This window comes from Pelagerythrobacter sp. Soil_C_18 (assembly GCF_057657235.1).
In genome coordinates, this window is record NZ_JBDGIU010000001.1 from 407256 (window position 1) to 425752 (window position 18497).

The 18497-nt window shown below is 66.2% G+C and carries 17 protein-coding genes; 9 read left to right on the forward strand and 8 right to left on the reverse strand.

The window, feature by feature from the left end; all coding sequences use genetic code 11:
• The first annotated feature begins 1 nt into the window (after position 1).
• From AC3A5N_RS01765 to AC3A5N_RS01775, 3 genes are read left to right on the forward strand one after another with little or no spacing between them, the layout of a single operon-like run.
• Positions 2–676, forward strand: coding sequence for a TPM domain-containing protein (locus AC3A5N_RS01765; protein WP_487735593.1), 675 nt, complete (start codon positions 2–4; stop codon positions 674–676).
• Complete coding sequence (locus AC3A5N_RS01770) at positions 676–1215, forward strand: NUDIX hydrolase (protein ID WP_487735594.1); 540 nt, start codon at positions 676–678, stop codon at positions 1213–1215. The genes AC3A5N_RS01765 and AC3A5N_RS01770 overlap by 1 nt, the downstream gene beginning before the upstream one ends.
• Before the next feature lies 1 nt (position 1216).
• A complete protein-coding gene (locus tag AC3A5N_RS01775) occupies positions 1217–1999 on the forward strand; it encodes an SDR family oxidoreductase (RefSeq protein WP_487735595.1) in 783 nt (260 codons plus the stop codon).
• A gap of 144 nt (positions 2000–2143) precedes the next feature.
• Here the strand turns inward: AC3A5N_RS01775 and AC3A5N_RS01780 are convergent, their stop codons facing one another.
• Positions 2144–2359: a PspC domain-containing protein gene (locus AC3A5N_RS01780; protein ID WP_487735596.1), complete on the reverse strand. Its 216-nt coding sequence runs from the start codon at positions 2357–2359 to the stop codon at positions 2144–2146.
• Entirely contained in the window at positions 2356–2475 is a 120-nt protein-coding gene (locus AC3A5N_RS01785; protein ID WP_194956659.1) for a recombination protein F, read from the reverse strand. Before AC3A5N_RS01785 ends, AC3A5N_RS01780 begins: the two co-directional genes overlap by 4 nt.
• Before the next feature lie 225 nt (positions 2476–2700).
• Here AC3A5N_RS01785 and recF point away from each other — a divergent pair, with 225 nt between their 5' ends.
• The gene (gene recF / locus AC3A5N_RS01790) at positions 2701–3786 is read left to right on the forward strand and encodes a DNA replication/repair protein RecF (RefSeq protein WP_487735597.1); all 1086 of its coding nucleotides are present in this window, start codon (positions 2701–2703) and stop codon (positions 3784–3786) included.
• A gap of 49 nt (positions 3787–3835) precedes the next feature.
• Here the strand turns inward: recF and AC3A5N_RS01795 are convergent, their stop codons facing one another.
• Positions 3836–4531 carry an arylesterase gene (locus AC3A5N_RS01795; protein WP_487735598.1) on the reverse strand — a complete coding sequence of 232 codons (696 nt, stop codon included), beginning with the start codon at positions 4529–4531 and terminating at the stop codon, positions 3836–3838.
• Positions 4532–4578: 47 nt separating this feature from the next.
• Here AC3A5N_RS01795 and AC3A5N_RS01800 point away from each other — a divergent pair, with 47 nt between their 5' ends.
• Entirely contained in the window at positions 4579–5268 is a 690-nt protein-coding gene (locus AC3A5N_RS01800) for an ATP-binding cassette domain-containing protein (RefSeq protein ID WP_203109956.1), read from the forward strand.
• 192 nt (positions 5269–5460) lie between these two features.
• A complete protein-coding gene (locus AC3A5N_RS01805; RefSeq protein ID WP_487735599.1) occupies positions 5461–7968 on the forward strand; it encodes an ABC transporter permease in 2508 nt (835 codons plus the stop codon).
• 77 nt (positions 7969–8045) lie between these two features.
• On the opposite strand, the gene AC3A5N_RS01810 is transcribed toward AC3A5N_RS01805, so the two are convergent.
• The gene (locus tag AC3A5N_RS01810; RefSeq protein WP_487735600.1) at positions 8046–10667 is read right to left on the reverse strand and encodes a TonB-dependent receptor; all 2622 of its coding nucleotides are present in this window, start codon (positions 10665–10667) and stop codon (positions 8046–8048) included.
• 368 nt (positions 10668–11035) lie between these two features.
• Here AC3A5N_RS01810 and typA point away from each other — a divergent pair, with 368 nt between their 5' ends.
• On the forward strand, positions 11036–12850 hold the full coding sequence (gene typA / locus AC3A5N_RS01815) for a translational GTPase TypA (protein ID WP_487735601.1): 1815 nt from the start codon (positions 11036–11038) through the stop codon (positions 12848–12850).
• Positions 12851–12870: 20 nt separating this feature from the next.
• On the opposite strand, the gene AC3A5N_RS01820 is transcribed toward typA, so the two are convergent.
• The gene (locus AC3A5N_RS01820; protein WP_487735602.1) at positions 12871–13626 is read right to left on the reverse strand and encodes a hypothetical protein; all 756 of its coding nucleotides are present in this window, start codon (positions 13624–13626) and stop codon (positions 12871–12873) included.
• Positions 13627–13926: 300 nt separating this feature from the next.
• Between AC3A5N_RS01820 and putP the strand changes: the two genes are divergently transcribed.
• Positions 13927–15405: a sodium/proline symporter PutP gene (putP, locus tag AC3A5N_RS01825; RefSeq protein ID WP_487735603.1), complete on the forward strand. Its 1479-nt coding sequence runs from the start codon at positions 13927–13929 to the stop codon at positions 15403–15405.
• 63 nt (positions 15406–15468) lie between these two features.
• Entirely contained in the window at positions 15469–16137 is a 669-nt protein-coding gene (locus AC3A5N_RS01830; RefSeq protein WP_487735604.1) for an extensin-like domain-containing protein, read from the forward strand.
• Positions 16138–16149: 12 nt separating this feature from the next.
• On the opposite strand, the gene AC3A5N_RS01835 is transcribed toward AC3A5N_RS01830, so the two are convergent.
• The 3 genes from AC3A5N_RS01835 to AC3A5N_RS01845 form a co-directional block, all read right to left on the reverse strand.
• Positions 16150–16773: a response regulator transcription factor gene (locus AC3A5N_RS01835; RefSeq protein ID WP_487735605.1), complete on the reverse strand. Its 624-nt coding sequence runs from the start codon at positions 16771–16773 to the stop codon at positions 16150–16152.
• Between the two features lie 155 nt (positions 16774–16928).
• On the reverse strand, positions 16929–17678 hold the full coding sequence (locus AC3A5N_RS01840) for a proteasome-type protease (protein WP_487735606.1): 750 nt from the start codon (positions 17676–17678) through the stop codon (positions 16929–16931).
• Entirely contained in the window at positions 17675–18496 is an 822-nt protein-coding gene (locus tag AC3A5N_RS01845) for a transglutaminase family protein (protein WP_487735607.1), read from the reverse strand. The genes AC3A5N_RS01840 and AC3A5N_RS01845 overlap by 4 nt, the downstream gene beginning before the upstream one ends.
• Position 18497: the final 1 nt, after the last annotated feature.

Genomic DNA, 18497 nt, shown 5'->3' on the forward strand with positions numbered 1-18497 from the left:
GATGCAGTATCTGACAGCCGACCAGCACCGGATCGTCACCGACGCGGTCTCCGCTGCCGAGCTCGAAACGTCGGGCGAGATCGTCACCGTTCTCGCCGACCGGTCCGACGATTACAACGATATCGCACTGCTGTGGGCAATCGCCGCGGCGTTCACCGCTATGAGCGTGGTGGCGCTGTTCCCGGACTTCTTCCTCGACAAGGTCGACTTGCTGATGGGCGGCTGGACCCACGAATGGACCGCAGGGGAGCTGTTCGGCATGCTCACCGCGCTCGGCCTGATCAAGTTCGCAGCCGTCTGGGCGATCCAGCTCTGGCAGCCGCTCAAGTTCTGGCTCGTGCCCGGCCCGGTGAAGGACGCGCGGGTGCACGCCAGGGCCGTGAAGCTGTTCAAGGTCGGGGCCGAGCGGCGCACGCACGGGCGTACGGGCGTGCTGATCTATCTCTCCATGCGTGAGCACCGTGCGGAAATCGTCGCCGACCAGCCGATCGCCGAGAAAGTCCCGGCCGACGTCTGGGGCGAGGCGATGGCCGACATGCTCGTCGAGATCAAACAGAGCCGTCTGGCCGAAGGCATGGCCGCCGGCGTGCGCGATGTCGGCAAGGTCCTTGCAGGCCATTTCCCGCGCGCCGACGACGACATCAACGAACTGCCGGATCGGCTGATCGAAGTCTGATGGCGGCCGATCACGACGCGCCCGAGCAGATCGTCTGGCAGGGCAGGTACCTCACTATCAAGAAGCGCGGCCGCTGGGAGTACGTCGGCCGCGCACGCGGCATTCGCGCCGCGGCGATCCTCGCCGTCGAAGACGGCCACGTGCTGCTGGTCGAGCAATACCGCGTGCCGCTCGGCAAGATCTGCCTCGAACTGCCCGCCGGACTCATCGGCGATGACGAGGGCCTGGAGGACGAGGCGGCCGAAGCAGCCGCCACGCGCGAGCTCGAGGAGGAAACCGGCTACCGCGCCGAGCGGATGGAGAGCTGCGGCGAGTTCTTCTCGTCCCCCGGCATGGTCAGCGAGAGCTTCACGCTGATGCGCGCCCGGGGCCTGACCAAAGTGGGCGACGGCGGCGGCACCGACAGCGAGGACATCACCGTCCACCGCGTGCCCTTCGCCGATCTGCCGCGGTTCGTTGCCGAACGGCGCGCGCTGGGGCACGGCGTCGACGTGCGGATCGCCATGCTGCTGACGAGCGACTTCATCGAAGAGGATTGATATGGCGGGCAGGTGTGCGGGCAAGCTGGCCTTGGTGACGGGCGCCGCGCAGGGCCTCGGCGCGGCCCACGCGCGGCGGCTGGCGGAAGAAGGCGCGCGCGTGCTGTGCACTGACATCAACGGTGGCGGCGCGGCAGAGACGGCTGATGCGATAAACGAGAGCTGCGGCAGCGGCACGGCTTTCGCGATCGCGCACGATGTGACCGACCCGGATCAGTGGAGCGCTGCGGTCGAGGCTGCACGCGAGCACCTCGGCGGGCTCAACGTGCTGGTCAACAACGCCGGGATCGGCGTCGGCGGCAATATCGAGGTTTGCGCCTTCGAGGACTGGAAGCGCTGTTTCGCGGTCAACGTCGATTCGATCTTCCACGGCTGTCAGAAGGCTCTGCCGCTGATGCGCGAGCATGCGCCGGGTTCGATCGTCAACATCTCGAGCATCGCCGGCTTGATCGCGAGCGACACGATGCTGGCCTACAACGCCAGCAAGGCGGCGGTGTGGATGCTGACCAAGTCGATCGCGCTGCACTGCGCGAAGAACAACATGGGCATCCGCTGCAATTCGGTGCACCCGACGTTTGTCGACACACCGATCCTCGACGGAACGGCGCAGCACCACAATCTCGAAAAGGGCGTGTTGCTGGAGAAGCTGGCGCGGCAGATCCCGCTGAAGTTCGTCGGAGAACCGGACGATATCGCCAACGCGGTGGTCTATCTGGCAAGCGACGAAAGCCGCTTCATGACCGGAGCGGAGCTCAAGCTCGACGGCGGTATTTCGGCGATGTAGCTCGGGGCGTCGTCCGGCCTGGCATCATCCCAGCGAGAGCTGGGATCGGGTCCAGCCCGTTCGGAGTCCCCGGAGAGCGATCCCAGCGTTCGCTGGGATGACGGACTTCGGGATAAGGGACTGACGGGCCCCCGCGGGGACCCGTCAATCGGCGATCAGCGCGATCGCGAGGTAGACCAGGATCAGCGATCCAAACCCGATCAGCGTGCCGGCGACGAAGCCGACGCGGACCCAGGTGGCATTGACCCCGAAGTAGTCGGCGATCCCGCTGCAGACGCCGAAGAGCTTGCCATTCCGCTTGTCGAGATGGAAGCTGCGCTCCGGCGCCACAGCGGGGCGGTTGCGCTCGGGCCCGGTCATACCAGGATGCCGGCGGGGCTGGCGGGGACGATCGCGGCGGCGAAGAACACGGCCGAGACGGCGAAAGCGGAAACCGCGGCGAGGACCCGGTTGCTCATGTCGTTGAACGATTGCATCGAAACTTTCCCTTCCTTGTGCTGTTCGAGGGCCAATCCCGCGAACATTTCATGCTTTGCACAGGGCGTGCCAGTTTGTGAAAACGGCAGAATTCCGCCATTTCCTAAACCTGCACAGAAAGTTCACCAGTCGTTCATCGCCGAGGGTTGGGAAATTTCACCACATGTCGGGATCGGAGAATCCGATAGTCTTGGCGAGGCCGCCCCGCTATCGCCCGCGCTTCGATGGCGCTCGACCTGATCTCCCTCTCCGACTTTCGCAATCACGCGCTCAGCGAGCTGTCGGGAACCGCGCGGTTCAACCTGCTCACGGGCGAGAACGGCGCCGGCAAGACCAATGTGCTGGAGGCGCTCTCGCTCCTCGCTCCGGGCCGCGGCCTGCGTCGTGCGCCACTTGCCGAGATGGCACGCGGCGGCGGCGCGGGCGGCTTCGCGATCGGCGCCTCGCTCGAGGCTGGCGGCGGCGAGCCGGTGCGGCTCGGCACCTTTGCCCGGCCCGACCGCCCAAACCGGCGCCGGGTGCAGGTCAACGGCGCAGAAGCGAGCGCCGCCAGCCTCGGCGAATGGCTCGCGGTAAGCTGGCTGACCCCGGCAATGGACCGGCTTTTCGCAGACAGCGCGGGCGGGCGCCGGCGCTTCGTCGACCGCATGACGCTCGCGCTCGAACCGGCGCACGCCCGCCACGCGGCCAGCTACGAGGCCGCCTTGCGCGAGCGTAACCGCCTGCTGTCCGACGACGCTCCGCCGGATCCGGTCTGGCTCGACGGGGTCGAGCGTCACCTCGCCGAGCACGGCAGTGCGCTGGCTCAAGGCCGCGCGCGCACGATTGCCGCGGTCGCCGGGGCACTGGCTGAGCTGCCGGAGGAGCCGTTCGCCCGCCCCGCCCTCGCCTTTGCTGCAGGCGGCCCGCTCGATCAGGCGGACCTCGCCTCCGCCCTGCGCGAGAGCCGCCGCCGCGATCGCCAGGCCGCGCGCACGCTCACCGGCCCGCACCGCGACGATCTCGACGTCACCATGGCCGGCAAAGGCGCGCCTGCCGCGATCTGCTCGACCGGCGAGCAGAAGGCGATGCTGATCGCAATCACGCTCGCACATGCCGAACTGGCCGCCAAGGGTCGGCCGGGCCTCCTGCTGCTCGACGAAGTCGCCGCACATCTCGACCCTCTCCGGCGCGAAGCCCTGTTCGCGCGGCTGCGCAAAGGGGGCGCACAAGTGTGGCTGACGGGCACCGAGCGCGCACCCTTCGCGGACATCCAGCCCGAAGCGGCGATCTGGGATGTCTCCGCCGGAGCGGTCGCCCGCGCTGCCTGACGCGGCATCACTGGCTCCGTCATCCCAGGTTCCGCCGGGACGACAGGATTTACGGCGTCTCCTCGTCCGGCAGCACCTCCGCCACATCCTCCACCGTCGCCTTTACCAGCGTCTCGATCCCCTCCGCAGTCGGATGGATCCGGTCGGGCTGGATCAGTTGCGGCTGGTCGTAGATCGCCTCGAGGAAGAACGGCACCAGTTCCACGTCATACTCCTCCGCCAGCGCGGGGTAGAGGGCGTCGAACGCCTGCTGGAACTCCGGCCCGTAGTTCGGCGGCGCGCGCATGCCCATCAGCAGGACGGGAATCTCACGCTGCTTGAGAATGTCGAGCATGCTTGCGAGGTTGGCCTTCGTCTCCTCCGGCGAGAGGCCGCGGAGCAGATCGTTGCCGCCCAGTTCGAGGATCACGAGATCGGGCGTCTCTTCCTGAGAGTCGAGCGTGAAGGCAAGCCGTTGAAGTCCAGCGGCCGTCGTATCCCCGGACACGCCTGCATTGGCGATCTGTGCGTCGATCCCCTGTGCCCGCAGCGCGGCCTCCAGGCGCGCAGGGTAGCTCTCCTCTTTCGCGAGATTGTACCCGGCGAAGAGGCTGTTGCCGAAGGCGAGGATGTGCCGTTGCGGCCCCGTCACGGGCACCGCATCAGCCGTCTGCTCTGCCGAAGGCGCGGGCTCGCGCTGCGGCGCTTCGCCGCCACAGGCGGCCAGCGCAAGGGCGGCGACAATCGACAGACGGCTGAGACGCATCGGCAAGGCTCCTTGTTCGTGGCGCCTGCCTATGCCATCGCCGGGCTGTGACAAACCCCTCTCTCGCGATTTCGGCGCGCAACCTCACCCTCACTCTCGGCCAGACGGGCGCTCCGGTCGACATCCTGCGCGGCGTCGACCTCGACGTTGCGCAGGGAGAAATCCTCGCGCTGCTCGGCCCGTCCGGCTCGGGCAAGAGCTCGCTCATGGCGGTCCTCTCCGGGCTGGAGCGGGCAAGCGGCGGAAGCCTGACGGTGGCGGGGCAGGACTTCGCCGCGATGGACGAGGACGCGCTGGCCCTCGCCCGGCGCGGGCACATCGGGATCGTGCTCCAGGCCTTTCACCTTCTCCCTACCATGACCGCGCTCGAGAACGTGGCGACGCCGATGGAGCTTGCGGGCGACAGCGACGTGCAGGCTCGTGCACGCGCCGAACTCGAAGCGGTCGGCCTCGGCCACCGGCTCGACCATTTCCCGACCCAGCTTTCTGGCGGCGAGCAGCAGCGCGTCGCCATCGCCCGCGCCACGGCCCCTCGCCCCAGCCTCATCTTCGCCGACGAGCCGACCGGCAATCTCGACGTCGCGACCGGACACGGCATCATCGACCTTCTCTTCGCCCGCCGCGCCGAGACCGGGGCGACCCTGCTCGTCATCACGCACGATCCGGAATTGGCGGAGCGCTGCGACCGGGTGGTGACGATCGAAGACGGCCGCATCGCGAGCGACCGCCGTGGGTGAGGTGGCGTCAGGCGGACGGACCTGTCCTTCGAGACGAGCCTTCGACTTCGCGCCTGCGGCGCTTCGCTCAGTCTCTCCTCAGGATGAGCGGATTGTGAACTACCCCGCTCATCCTGAGGAGCGGCTGAGGAGCCGCGAAGCGGCGTCTCGAAGCCGCGTCTCGAAGAACGCATTCGGGACGCGGGCCGCGCAATGACCTGGTCCACGGCCTGGCGGATCGCGCGGCGCGATCTCAATGCGCGGTTCAGGGGACTGCGGCTGCTGCTCGTGTGCCTGTTTCTCGGCACCGGGGCGCTGGCCGCGATCGGAACGCTCACCGGGGCGATCGAGGGCGAACTGGCCGACCGGGGGCAGGTGCTGCTCGGGGGCGATCTCGAGATCGAAGTCTGGCAGCGCGACCTGCTGCCGGAAGAGAAGGCGGCGCTTGCGGAATACGGCCGCATATCGGGCGGCACGCGGCTGCAGGCCATGGCGACCGCGGGCGACAACGCCGCGCCGGTCGAACTCAAGGCCGTCGACGCCGCATGGCCGCTCTACGGCACGCTGACGCTGGCCGACGGCCGCACCATAGGCGCTCCCGCGCCGGGCGAGGCATGGCTCGCGCAGGGCGCTATCGACCGGCTCGGGATCGAAATCGGCGAGCGTTTCCGCATCGGCACGCAGGAATTGACCGCCGCGGGGGTCATAGCCGATGAACCCGATCGGCTCTCCGAAGGCTTTCAGCTGGGTCCGACGGTGATCGTCGACGTCGCCCTGCCCCACCGCGCGGGCCTGATCGCGCCGGGCGCGATGTATCAGAGCAAGTACCGGGTCGCTTTCGAGCCCGACCGGGATCCCGAAGCGGTGGAAGAGGCGCTGACGGAGCGCTTTCCCGAAGCCGGCTTCGACTTCCGCACGCGCGACCGCGCCTCGCCGGGCGCGGACCGCTTCGTCGGGCGCATGGGCGAGTTCCTCACACTAGTCGGCCTCGCCGCGCTGGTCATCGCCGGAATCGGCATCGGCGGCGGCGTGACGTCCTATCTCGAAGCGCGGCGGACCAGCATCGCTACGCTCAAGGTGCTCGGCGCGACGAGCGGCGACATCGCGCGCATCTACGCGCTGCAGATCGCGGCCGCGGCGGTGGTCGGCAGCGTGCTCGGGCTTGCCGCGGGGCTGCTGGTCACGCCCCTGCTCTCCGCCGCGCTGCAAGACCTGCTGCCGGTCGAGGGCGGCTTCGTCTTCGCACCGGGCGCGCTGCTGCTCGCGGCTGGTTATGGCCTGCTGGTGGCGCTGGTCTTCGCCGCGACGCCACTGCTGCGCGCGCGCCGCTTTCCGGCCATGGCGCTGATGCGCGCCCGGGTGGCGCCGCTGATGCGCGACCGCACCGCGCTGGGTTGGGTGCTCTGCGGGCTGGCGGGAATCGTCGCGCTCGTCCTGCTGACCTCGCGCCAGCCCGACCTGGCGGCGCTGTTCCTGCTCGGCGCGGCGGCGACGCTGGGGCTGCTGGCCTTGCTCGGGCATGGCATCCGATACGCGGCGGCGCGGGTGCCCCGCCCGGCGAGCCCGCTACTGCGCAATGCGATTGCCAATCTCCACCGGCCCGGCTCCTCCACCGGCGCCTTGGTGACGGCGCTCGGCTTCGGCCTCTCGGCCTTCGTGCTCCTGGCCGGCATCCAGACCGCGATCGGCGGCAATATCGAACGCCGCGTGCCGCAGCAGGCGCCCGACTATTTCGTGCTCGACATTCCGCGCGATCGCGTCGCCGCGTTCGAGGCGCTGATCCGCGACGACCAGCCGGAGGCGGAGATCCGCACGGTGCCCGCGCTGCGCGGCGCCGTCCTCGCCTATGGGCCGAGAGACGCCATGACGCGCGTAGCGGACCTTGAGGAGATCCCCGACGGCGCCTGGGGCCTGCGCGGCGAACGCGGGCTGACCTATGCGGAGGCCGTGCCGCCGGGCAACACCATCCTCGAAGGCGAGTGGTGGGGCCCGATGTGGGCCGGTGACCCCCTGGTCTCGGTCGACGAGGAGCTGGCGGCCGCTGCCGGTATCGAGGTCGGAGACTACATCACCGTGGGCGTGCTCGGCGTGGAGCGCACCGCGCGGGTCGCCAACCTGCGGCGGATCGACTGGGAGAGCATGGGCTTCAACTACGTCTTCGTGTTCAGCCCCAATGTGCTCGCCGACGCGCCGCACAATCTCGCCGCGACGGTCGATTTGCCCGAAGGCGCGCCGACAGGGCCCCTGCTGCGCCGACTGGTGCGGGAGTTTCCGTCGAGTTCGGTGATCGAGGTCGGGCAGATCCTGACGGAAGCGCGCACGATCCTCGGCCAGGTGGGGTTGGCGACTTTCGCCGCCGCCTCGGTCGCGGTGCTCGCGGGACTCGCCGTACTGATCGGCGCGATCGCCGCCGCGCGCGCGGCGCGGACTTACGACACCGTGATCCTGCGCGTGCTCGGCGCGAGCCGCCGGCAGATACTGGTGATGCAACTGGTCGAATACGGCCTGCTCGCCTCGGCCCTCGCCGTGGTCGCCTTCGCACTCGGCAGCGCGCTCGCCTGGCTTGTGATCACGCAGCTCTTCGAATTCGACTGGCTACCCGACTGGAGTGCCATGCTGGTGGTGCTCGGTGCCGGGCTGGCCGTCGTGCTGATCTTCGCCCTCGCAGGCTCGCTGCCGCTGCTCAGAGCCAAGCCCGCGCAGGCGCTGCAGGCGCTCTGAGGCTACGAAACGAGAAAGGGGCCGCGCTGTGGCGGCCCCTTCCCGTTCTTCCGTCTTCGAACCGCCGACCGGCTCGTTTAAAACTTGAAGCGCACCGTACCGCCGTAGGTTCGCGGTTGGTTCGGATAGCCCGAAACCGTGCCCGCCTGGGCCACGCCATCAAATATCGTGGTGATGTAGCGGTCATTCGTCAGGTTGCGGACGAAAGCGCTGAGCTCAAGCCCCATGTCGAGCGCCAGCGTCAGTGAAGCGTTGACCTGGTTCACCTCGCGACGGAAGAGACGCGCAAGCGCGAGCCCTTCCTCGTTGGTATCGAACCCCGTCAGGCCATCCACGATCTGCGTATTGCTTTCGTGATAGTAATCCAGGCGACCGATGAGCGCGTTGCCGGTCATTCCGAACTCATGCGTGTAAGTCGCCGATGTAGCGATCGTCCATTCGGGGATGCCGGCGGGTCGCAGTCCCGACAAATCGCCGAGTGTGGAATTCGGGAAGCTGTCGTACTTCGGATCAAGGTAGGTTAGCGCGAAGGTCAGCACCAGCGGATCGACGGGCTGCAGGATTGAGTCGAACTCGAAGCCGCGGGTGGACTGCTCGCCAGCGTTGGCGAGTGCGAAGCCCGTGCCGGTGAAGATGTTCGATTGGAACCCCTCCAGCGTCTGGTCGAACAGCGCTAGATTGAAGCTCACGCCGGGGAAGTCGCCCTTCAGGCCCACTTCGTAGACCTCGGCCTCCTCCGGCCCCGCGAACCGCGTACCGGTGGTCAGGTTGGGCACGCCCAGCCCAGCGTCACGGATTGGTGACGAAGGCGCGAGGATCGAGCTGCCGAACGGCCCCGGTGTGTAGTCCGCCGGCAGCGGCCGGCTGTCGCGCGAAAGGTTGACCGAGGAAGCCTTGAAGCCCGTGGCATAGGTCACGTAGGCGTTCAGCTGGTCGGTCACATCGAAGGCGGCGCGCAGCGTATAGCTGAAATCGTCGTCACGGGTACGGCCAGGCTCTACCGAGTTCGGCACGTTGAGGAAGGGCGGCAGGAACTGCAACGGCTGCAAGGCCAGCAGCGGATTGATCCCGGGATCGGTCGCAGCCGCGGCAATCTGCTGGAACGCGGCCGGGTTGGCCTGCTGGAAGGCCGCGATCGTCGCCGCGTCGACGCTGCTCGGCGGTATGCCGAGCGCCCCGGCGATCTGCCCCACGATGACGACGTCCACGAGATTGACGTTGGCCAGCGGATCGAACGACTCCTGCTGAAGCGTGAAATCCTTCTTGTCCTTGGTGTAGTTGAAGCCGGCCGTCAGGGTCAGACCGTCGAACGGCTCGAAGTCGACCGTGCCGAAGATCGAGTAAGCTTCGTTGTCCAGCGTGAAATATTCGCTGGTCGACGGCCCTTCGGCGAAGATCGAGCCCTGCTCGAAGCCGAGCTGCGATTCGACGAAGCTGAGGGTTCCCGGCACACCGCCGCCCGCCAGCAGGTCGAAAAAGGCACGCGTGTCGGCTCCATTGGTGATGCCGCTGGTCTGCTCAACCTTCTCATTGAAATAGAAGCCGCCAAGCAAGAAGTTCAGCGGACCGTCGAAGTCCGACGCGATGCGGACTTCCTGCGTGAAGGTGTCATACGCCTGGTCGCGCAGTTCGCTGACGACATCGGCACTGGAGAAATCAACGTCCTGCTGGCTCAGCGAACGCAGTTCGCGATAGGCCGTTATCGAGGTCAACGTCAGATCGCCAAGCTCCAGATCGGCCTGGAGCGAGCCACCGTAGCTCTCGATCTCGTTGATCGGCAGCGTGTCGAGGTAGGTCCGATCGGAGAACAGGTTCTCCGGCTCGATCTCACCGCCGACGGCAAAGATGAGCGGCACCGTGGGGCCAGCGACGACATTGCCGGCGAAGCAGCAAAGCTCGTCGATCTTCGAATAATCGGCGATCGCTCGCAGGCGAAGCGGGCCGCCATTCTCGAACAGCAGTTGACCGCGGACTGAGTAGCGGTTGCGCTCATTGATCTTCTGGTCGAGGTTAACCACGTCGACGTAGCCGTCGCGCTTGTTGTAGGTACCGTCGACCGAGAATGCCACGCTCTCGCTAATGGGACCGGTCAAATCGGCCTTCAGCACCATCTGGTCGAAGTTGCCATACGTCCCACTGACCGAACCGCCGAAGTCGAACTGAGGCTCGCGGGTGACGACGGAGATGACCCCTGCCGAGGCGTTCTTGCCGAACAAAGTGGATTGGGGACCGCGCAGGACTTCCACGCGCGAGACATTCGCAATGTCGGCAATCTGCCCGGCCGAACGCGAGCGGAATACGCCGTCGATGAACACGCCGACCGATGGCTCGATGCCAGCGTTGTTCGCACCGTTGCCGAAGCCGCGAATGATGAAGGTCGTGTTGGCGGAACTCTGCAACTGGCTGACGCGCAGCGAAGGCGCGACGGTCTGCAGGTCGATCAGATCTCGGATCTCTGCCCGTTCCAGCGTTTCGCCGCTCGTGACGCTGACCGATACCGGCGCTTCCTGCAGCGTCTGCGCACGCTTGGTCGCAGTGACGATGATCTCGCTGCCTGCACCCGTCCGCGACGACGCCTCGGTCTCTGCGCCTTCAGGCTCGGACTGATCGGCTGTGTCCTGCGCGAAGGCGGACACAGGGAGTGCAACGCCGGCTACGCCCGCGAGCAGTGCCGTGCGAATGGAAGCGGTCAAACGCATTGAAATCCTCTCCTGGTAACGAACGTGCGGTCATTGGATCCGACCTGTCTGGTATGGCCGAATAGGTTCAGGAAAGAGACCTCTCAAGTTATTGTGACGGTTCGGATTCAGGCGTGCGTAAGTTGTGCCTTTCGAGTCACAGGTGACGTTACGGCAGGCGTGCAGAGCAAGGCGATTGCCACGCCGCCGGGCAGTTTTTTGGCACGGCCGCGCCATCCCAACGATCAATATGAAGGGGAAACCGCGCGCATCAAAAGCCGCTGCATCTCAGCGCGCGCTTGCCCCGCCGGCGTGGCTCGTCTAGGGCGCGCGCGATTTATTGCGCAGCGCGATCGCCGCGCCATGCAGAAAACCGAAAGCTTCAAAATATGTCCCGCGCCCTTCGCAACGTGGCCATCATCGCCCACGTCGACCACGGCAAGACCACGCTTGTCGATCAGCTTTTCCGCCAGTCCGGTACGTTCCGCGAGAACCAGCGCGTCGAGGAACGCGCGATGGATTCAAACGACCTGGAGAAGGAACGCGGGATTACCATTCTCGCCAAGTGCACCAGCGTCGAATGGAACGGCACGCACGTGAATATCGTCGACACGCCCGGCCACGCCGATTTCGGCGCCGAGGTCGAGCGCATCCTCAGCATGGTCGACGGGGTGATCCTGCTGGTCGACAGCGCCGAGGGCGCGATGCCGCAGACCAAGTTCGTCACCGGCAAGGCGCTCGCGCTTGGCCTGCGCCCGATCGTGGTGGTCAACAAGATCGACCGGCCGGACGGGCGTCCGCAGGAAGTGCTCGACGAAGTGTTCGACCTCTTCGTCAGCCTCGATGCGACCGACGAGCAGCTCGATTTCCCTGTGCTCTACGCCAGCGGCCGCGACGGCTACGCGAGTAACGATCAGGAGGCGCGCTCGGGCACGCTCGATCCGCTGTTCGAACGGATCGTCAACCACGTCCCCGCCCCCGGCCTGGACGAAGACGGCCCCTTCACCTTCCTCGCCACTCTGCTCGACCGCGACAACTTCATGGGCCGCGTGCTCACCGGCCGCGTCCAGTCGGGCACGGTCAACATCAACGATCCGATCCATGCGCTCGACATGGACGGCAATGTGATCGAAACGGGCCGCGCAACCAAGCTGCTCGCCTTCCGCGGGCTCGAGCGCGTGCCGGTCGAAAGCGCACGCGCCGGCGACATCGTCGCGCTCGCGGGGCTCGAGAAAGCGACCGTCGCCAACACCATCGCCGACCCCGCGGTGAAGGAGCCGATCGCGGCTCAGCCGATCGATCCGCCCACGCTGGCGATGCGCTTCTCGGTCAACGACAGTCCGCTCGCCGGGCGCGAGGGCACCAAGGTCACCAGCCGCATGATCCGCGACCGCCTGCTGCGCGAGGCGGAAAGCAACGTCGCGATCCGCGTGACCGAGAGCGCCGATAAGGACAGCTTCGAAGTCGCCGGACGCGGCGAGCTTCAGCTTGGCGTGCTCATCGAGACGATGCGGCGCGAAGGCTACGAGCTCGGCATCAGCCGCCCGCGCGTCCTGTTCCGCGAGGAGAACGGCCAGCGGCAGGAGCCCTACGAGACGGTTGTGATCGACGTCGACGACGAATATTCGGGCACCGTCGTGGAGAAGATGCAGCGCCGCAAGGCAGACCTCGTCGAGATGCGCCCGTCGGGCCTCGGCAAGACGCGCATTACCTTCTCCGCGCCGAGCCGCGGCCTGATCGGCTATCACGGCGAGTTCCTGTCCGACACGCGCGGCACCGGGATCATGAACCGCCTTTTCGAAAAGTACGACACCTACAAGGGTCCGATCGAGGGCCGCCAGAACGGGGTGTTGATCTCGATGGTGGCGGGCGAGGCGGTGCCCTATGCACTGAACGCACTGGAGGAACGCGGCGAGCTGTTCATCGGCGGCGGCGCGAAGATCTACGAAGGCATGGTGATCGGCGAGAACGCCAAACCCGACGATCTCGAAGTCAACCCGATGAAGTCGAAGCAGCTCACCAACTTCCGCTCCACCGGCAAGGACGATGCGATCCGCCTGACCCCGCCGCGCCGGATGAGCCTGGAGCAGGCGATCGCCTATATCGACGACGACGAGATGGTCGAGGTCACCCCCTCCAGCATCCGTTTCCGCAAGGCGATCCTCGATCCGCACGAGCGCAAGAAGGCCAAGCGGAAAGCCTAACCGGGCCTAGCCCGTGGGGGTCAGGTCACGAGGTACAGCTCGCCGATCGCCAAGGCGGCGTAGAGCCCTGCGCCACCGAGGAACGGCAGGAAATAGCTCCTCCGCTCCTCGGGCAGCTCTTCCTTGAGCACGACAAGCACGATTCCGCCGCCGATGAAGGCGAACAGACTGCCGATAGCGAGCGCCGGGAGGGCAAATACCACGCCCGCCCCCCACCCGGCCAGCGTCGCCACGGCAAGAATCCAACGGCCTTGCCTGTCGTAGAGCTCGGGATGATGGCTACGCGCGCCGTAATCGGCCGTGGCGAAATGGAGAACCATCGCGCCGAAGTAGAGCACGAGGCCGGGCAAGCTCTCATCCTCGCGATGGTTGAGGAGATAGGCGATGACGAAGATCAGCAGCGCGCTGGCGCCGATGTGCAGCCGGAACATGCCATGCTCCGGCCGGTCGCGGCCCTCGGTCATTCGCCGTTCGCCTCGTGAGACGACGATCGCCCGCTCGGTCCCGTAGAACAACACCAGTCCGATCAGTGCGAGCGCGTAGACCATTGCCTCGGCCACCGGCGCCGCAAGTTCCGTGGTTGCGGCAAAGGCAGTCGCATGCGCGCCTAGTTCCGGCATGATATGGAGAAAAACATAACCGACCGCGACGCCGCCCGCGAAGCTGAGCCAGCGGCTTCGCGGCACGATGTCGAGAAACGCCAAGCGCCCGACGAACAAGTGTACTGCCACGAACCCGAGCGCCATTGCGAACGTAACGGTTGTGATCGGGGTCATCGGGCGCAGCCCGAACGGTGCACCCGCTGAGGCGGAGGTCGAAGTCGTACCGGCATGGGTGACAGTTTCCCGATCGCGTTCAGCGGTGCAAGCTTTGGGTTTCTGCATCGAGCACTCGGCGATGCCGGGCGGTCCTCGGATCACCTTGGCTCAAAAGAAGCTCGCAGCTTCATAGCATTCTGTCGATGTGCCCAACTGCAAGGAAACAAATACTCCCCTGAGGCGGCTCGAGCATTGGATTCCTTCCAAATTTCGCCAGGCCGGTGGCCATCGCCCCGCAATCTTGTTACCTCGCTGCGCATGCAGACGGGAACAATCATTTCACTCGCCCTCTATTTCCTCCTGATGCTCGGCATCGGGCTCTATGCCTGGAAGAAGTCCACCGACACTTCCGAAGGCTATCTGCTCGGCGGCCGGCAACTCCATCCCGCGGTCGCGGCGCTCAGCGCGGGCGCTTCGGACATGTCGGGCTGGCTGCTGCTGGGATTGCCCGGCGCGCTTTACGTGGCGGGACTGGTCGAGGCGTGGATCGGCATCGGCCTGTTCCTTGGCGCGCTCGTCAACTGGATCGTCGTCGCCCCGCGGCTGCGCCAGCAGACCATCGATTACGGCAATGCGCTGACGATCCCGCAGTTCCTCGCCAACCGTTTCCCCGACCGGGCAATCACCTTGCGTGTAATCTCGGCGATCATCATCGTCGTGTTCTTCACCGTCTACACCGCGGCCGGGCTCGTGGGCGGCGGCAAACTGTTCGCGACCAGCTTCGCGAGTGCGTTCGGGGACGTCGGCATGAGCGATTACATGTTTGGCGTCTTGCTGACGGCGGGTGTCGTGCTTGCCTATACCACGGTGGGCGGCTTTCTCGCCGTCAGCCTGACCGACTTCGTGCAAGGCTGCATCATGGTGGTTGCGTTGGTGATCATGCCGCTGGTGGTGATGTTCGGACCGGGCGGGAGCGCCGGTGAGTCGCTCACTCTTGTGCAGCCCGGTTTCCTCGACATCGGCTACGGCTTGACCTTCATCGGCTTCCTGTCTGCGGTGACCTGGGGCTTCGGCTACTTCGGTCAGCCGCACATCATCGTCCGCTTCATGGCGATCCGCAGCAAGGAGGACGTCGCCGTTGCGCGCAATATCGGCATGACCTGGATGTTCATCTGCCTCATTGGCGCACTCGGCGTAGGCCTTGCCGGCAGGGCTTACGTGGCGCGCAATGGCCTGATGATCGACGACCCTGAGACGATCTTTATCGTCCTTGCCAACTTGCTGTTCCATCCGCTGGTCACTGGCTTCTTGCTGGCGGCGCTGCTGGCGGCGATCATGAGCACGATCAGTTCGCAGCTCCTGGTCTCATCGAGTTCACTGACGGAGGATTTCTACCGCCTGTTCCTGCGCAAGAACGCGAGCGAGCGCGAGATCGTCAACATCGGCCGCCTGGCGGTGCTGCTGGTGTCCATCGCGGCCATCATTCTGGCTTCGGATCCCGACAGTAAGGTGCTCGGCCTCGTCGCCAACGCATGGGCCGGCTTCGGCGCGGCATTCGGGCCGCTGATCATTCTGTCTCTGACTTGGAACCGGATGACAGGCACCGGCGCTGCGGCCGGGCTCGTCACGGGCGCGGTGGTGGTGATCGCCTGGATCGCGCTGGGCTGGAACGCGAGCTTCCTCGGCGGGGAAGGCGTGTACGAGATCATCCCCGGCTTCATCGCTTCGTGGCTGGCGATCTGGGGCGTAAGCCTCGCCACGGCCACTCCCGCGCCGCAAGCAGCCACCGCAAACTGATCGGCGGGCGGAGCTCGGGCGGGCAAGGTTGGATTAACCATCGGGGCGGCAGGGATTTCGGCAATGCGGCGCGCGATCCTTTCCTGCCTTGCCCTGCTGGCACTCGGCGCATGTCAGGTCCTGCCCGAAAGCCGCAGTCCCCAGCGGCCGCGCGACCCGTCGAGCGGCACGACCGTGTCGCCCAGCCCGGCAGCGCGGCAATGCCTGGCCGAACTCGGCGCAACCGGGGCGGGCTTCAGCCCGCTGCCGGACCGCTATGCCGGGCAGGGATGTTCGCTGCTCAACACCGTGAATCTTACCCGGTTGCCGGGCGATCGCGGCACGTTCGCCGTCACCAACCTCGGCCCCGTCGCCTGCCCGACTGCGACGGCGTTCACCGGCTGGGTTCGCTACGGCGTCGATCGCGCTGCGCGCATCTATCTCGGCAGTCCTATCGTGCAGGTCGAGACCATGGGCAGCTACGCCTGCCGCAACGTCGCCGGCAGCTCGCGGCGCTCCGCGCATTCCCAGGCCCAGGCGATCGACGTGTCCGGATTCGTGCTCGCCGACGGCCGGAGGGTGAGCGTGCTCGAAGACTGGGACGAGGGAACTTCCGCCGAGCGTGAGTTCCTGCGCATCGTCCAGCGCAGCGCGTGCAAGCGGTTCGAGACCGTGCTCGGTCCCGAATATAACGCCGCGCACCGCAACCATTTCCATCTCGAGCGCGGCGGTGACGGCGGGTATTGCCGCTGACTACGGGCGCGGTCATTTCCTTGCATCGAGCCTGATCCGCACCGCATCCGCCGGGTGCCTGGCCCCGAGCTTCGCCATCATGTTCGCGCGGTGGATCTCGACCGTGCGCGGGCTGATCGCAAGCTCGCGAGCAATCGCCTTGTTGCTCAGGCCGTCGGTCAACAGATCGAGCACCTCGCGCTCGCGCCGGGTCAGGGCGCCGATATGGCGACGCGCTTCGGCGAGCCGCCGCTGCGTGGCGGCATGATCCGGCGCTTCGACTGCCGCCCGGTCGATCGCGTCGCCCAGCGCTTCGCGCGTCACGGGCAGGTCGAGGTAGTCGAAGGCTCCGCCCCGGGTGGCCGCGACTATCCGTGCGGTTCCAGGCTCCACTGCAGTCGCGATCACCGGCAGCCAGACGGATTGCCGAGTGAGCCGCCGAATACTCTCCGCAATGCCGCCCCACCGATCGCAGTCGCGGACCAGCAGCAGCCCGCCCTCCGGCTGGAGGTCCGCCACCTCATCGATCGCGGCATAGACTTCCGCACGATGGCCCAGCACGCCGGCGACCTGCGCAATCTGCGCGCGCAGATCATCTTCCGGTTCGACGATGTGAATGATCTGCTGCCCGCCCATGCGGCGCAGCGATGCACCCAAGCACCCCCTCGGGCTGCATCACAATCGCTCTGTTTTCAAGATTTTAGCTAGCAGCAATCCCTTACCGTGGGGGCCGGACAGGTGGCGTTCCGGACGTCCGGCTTTGGTCCGGAATGGATGTAACGGTTACGTGCTGCCACCATCCGCAGGAGCGCCTATTCGTCGCCCGTGTAGAAGCTGTAATCCGGCAGCGCGTGGAACGCCTTGCGCAGCTCGTTTCCCCAGCTCGAGGAGATAGCCTCGAAGTAGGGGTCGTCATGCGTGATGCGGCGTGCGTGCGTGGGCTCGAAGCTGTCACGGGCGATCACCAGCAGGTCGAGCGGCAGGCCGACCGATAGGTTGGCCTTGAGAGTCGAATCGAACGAAACCATCAGCAGCTTCACCGCATCCTCGAAGCTCATCTCGCGGTCGTAGCCGCGGATCAGAATCGGGCGGCCGTATTTCGTCTCGCCGATCTGGAAGAAAGGCGTGTCGAAACTCGCTTCGATGAAGTTGCCCTCGGGGTAGATCAAGAACAGGCGCGGCTCCATGCCTTTGATCTGTCCCGCGAGAATGACCGATGCGGTGAAGCGGCCCCGCCCCCGGTCGGCGTTCGCCTCCTGCCGTTCCTCGATCGTGGCGCGCAGCAAGCGCCCGATTTCGGTCGCGACCTGGAACATTGTCGGCGCTTCGAGCAGCGAATTGTGCCGTTCCCCCGGGACCTTGATGCGTTCCTCGAGGTAGCTGATCACCGCCTGCGTCGTGGCGAGATTGCCCGCGGTCATGACCGCGAGCATCCGCTCCCCCGGTTGCTGCCAATGAAACATCTTCCGAAACACCGAGATGTTGTCGACGCCCGAATTGGTGCGCGTGTCGCTCATCAGGACGAGGCCTTTGTCGAGCACCATTCCGACGCAATAGGTCATTGCTGCTGTTCCATCTGCTGCTGTTCGACCGCCACATCGACGTGGAGGCTCTCGCTGGCAACCCCGAAGCTGACGCCAGTGACCGGGGCAGCATCACGGTAGTCGCGGCCGGTGGCAACGCGGACGTAGCGCGCATCGGGACTGATCCCGTTGGAGATGTCGAACCCCACCCAGCCGAGTTCGTCGAGGTGCACCTCAGCCCAGGCGTGGGTCGCTTCTTGGTCGATGCGATCGTTCATCATAAGATAGCCGCTGACGTAACGTGCAGGAATGTCGTGCATGCGGGCGGCGCCGATGAATATCTGCGCGTGATCCTGGCACACACCGCAGCCGGCGTCCGCAGCTTCCTCAGCCGTGGTCGCGACCCCAGTGGATCCGGCGCGGTATTCGACCGTCTCGCGGATGCGTTGCGAGAGCGCGTGGAGGAAGTCGAGCTTGCCGTCGGGCGCACACTCGAGGTTGCGCAGCAGCGCCCGCACTTTCGCCCCCGGTCGCGTGAGGCGAGTCTGCCCGAGAAAGCTCCATAGCGGCAGATGACCCGAATGATGGCCGATGACGCCTGCCTGGTCGCGGGTGTCGACCACCCCGCTGCAACTGACGACCACTTCCCGCACACCCTGCTCGACGGAAACCAGCGTCACCGCGTTACAATGCTGGTCTTCGTAGGTGAGCTCCGGCTGGGCGTTCTCGTACTCCATATCCCATGACAGGACCGCTTGGCCCTGGGTCGCCTTGGGCATCATGCGCAGTCGCTGGAGCGCGTGAACCACCGGTTCGGCGAAAGCGTAGCGGGTTCGATGGCGGATCGAGAGGCGCATC

Excerpts from the sequence above, each read along its gene's own strand:
- AC3A5N_RS01840 (WP_487735606.1), bottom strand. The coding sequence starts at position 17,678 with ATGACCTATTGCGTCGGAATGGTGCTCGACAAAGGCCTCGTCCTGATG.
- recF (WP_487735597.1), top strand. The coding sequence starts at position 2,701 with ATGGCGCTCGACCTGATCTCCCTCTCCGACTTTCGCAATCACGCGCTC.
- AC3A5N_RS01785 (WP_194956659.1), bottom strand. The coding sequence starts at position 2,475 with ATGCAATCGTTCAACGACATGAGCAACCGGGTCCTCGCCGCGGTTTCC.
- putP (WP_487735603.1), top strand. The coding sequence starts at position 13,927 with ATGCAGACGGGAACAATCATTTCACTCGCCCTCTATTTCCTCCTGATG.
- AC3A5N_RS01820 (WP_487735602.1), bottom strand. The coding sequence starts at position 13,626 with ATGACCCCGATCACAACCGTTACGTTCGCAATGGCGCTCGGGTTCGTG.
- AC3A5N_RS01795 (WP_487735598.1), bottom strand. The coding sequence starts at position 4,531 with ATGCGTCTCAGCCGTCTGTCGATTGTCGCCGCCCTTGCGCTGGCCGCC.
- AC3A5N_RS01810 (WP_487735600.1), bottom strand. The coding sequence starts at position 10,667 with ATGCGTTTGACCGCTTCCATTCGCACGGCACTGCTCGCGGGCGTAGCC.
- AC3A5N_RS01775 (WP_487735595.1), top strand. The coding sequence starts at position 1,217 with ATGGCGGGCAGGTGTGCGGGCAAGCTGGCCTTGGTGACGGGCGCCGCG.
- AC3A5N_RS01765 (WP_487735593.1), top strand. The coding sequence starts at position 2 with ATGCAGTATCTGACAGCCGACCAGCACCGGATCGTCACCGACGCGGTC.
- typA (WP_487735601.1), top strand. The coding sequence starts at position 11,036 with ATGTCCCGCGCCCTTCGCAACGTGGCCATCATCGCCCACGTCGACCAC.
- AC3A5N_RS01805 (WP_487735599.1), top strand. The coding sequence starts at position 5,461 with ATGACCTGGTCCACGGCCTGGCGGATCGCGCGGCGCGATCTCAATGCG.
- AC3A5N_RS01770 (WP_487735594.1), top strand. The coding sequence starts at position 676 with ATGGCGGCCGATCACGACGCGCCCGAGCAGATCGTCTGGCAGGGCAGG.
- AC3A5N_RS01845 (WP_487735607.1), bottom strand. The coding sequence starts at position 18,496 with ATGCGCCTCTCGATCCGCCATCGAACCCGCTACGCTTTCGCCGAACCG.
- AC3A5N_RS01830 (WP_487735604.1), top strand. The coding sequence starts at position 15,469 with ATGCGGCGCGCGATCCTTTCCTGCCTTGCCCTGCTGGCACTCGGCGCA.
- AC3A5N_RS01780 (WP_487735596.1), bottom strand. The coding sequence starts at position 2,359 with ATGACCGGGCCCGAGCGCAACCGCCCCGCTGTGGCGCCGGAGCGCAGC.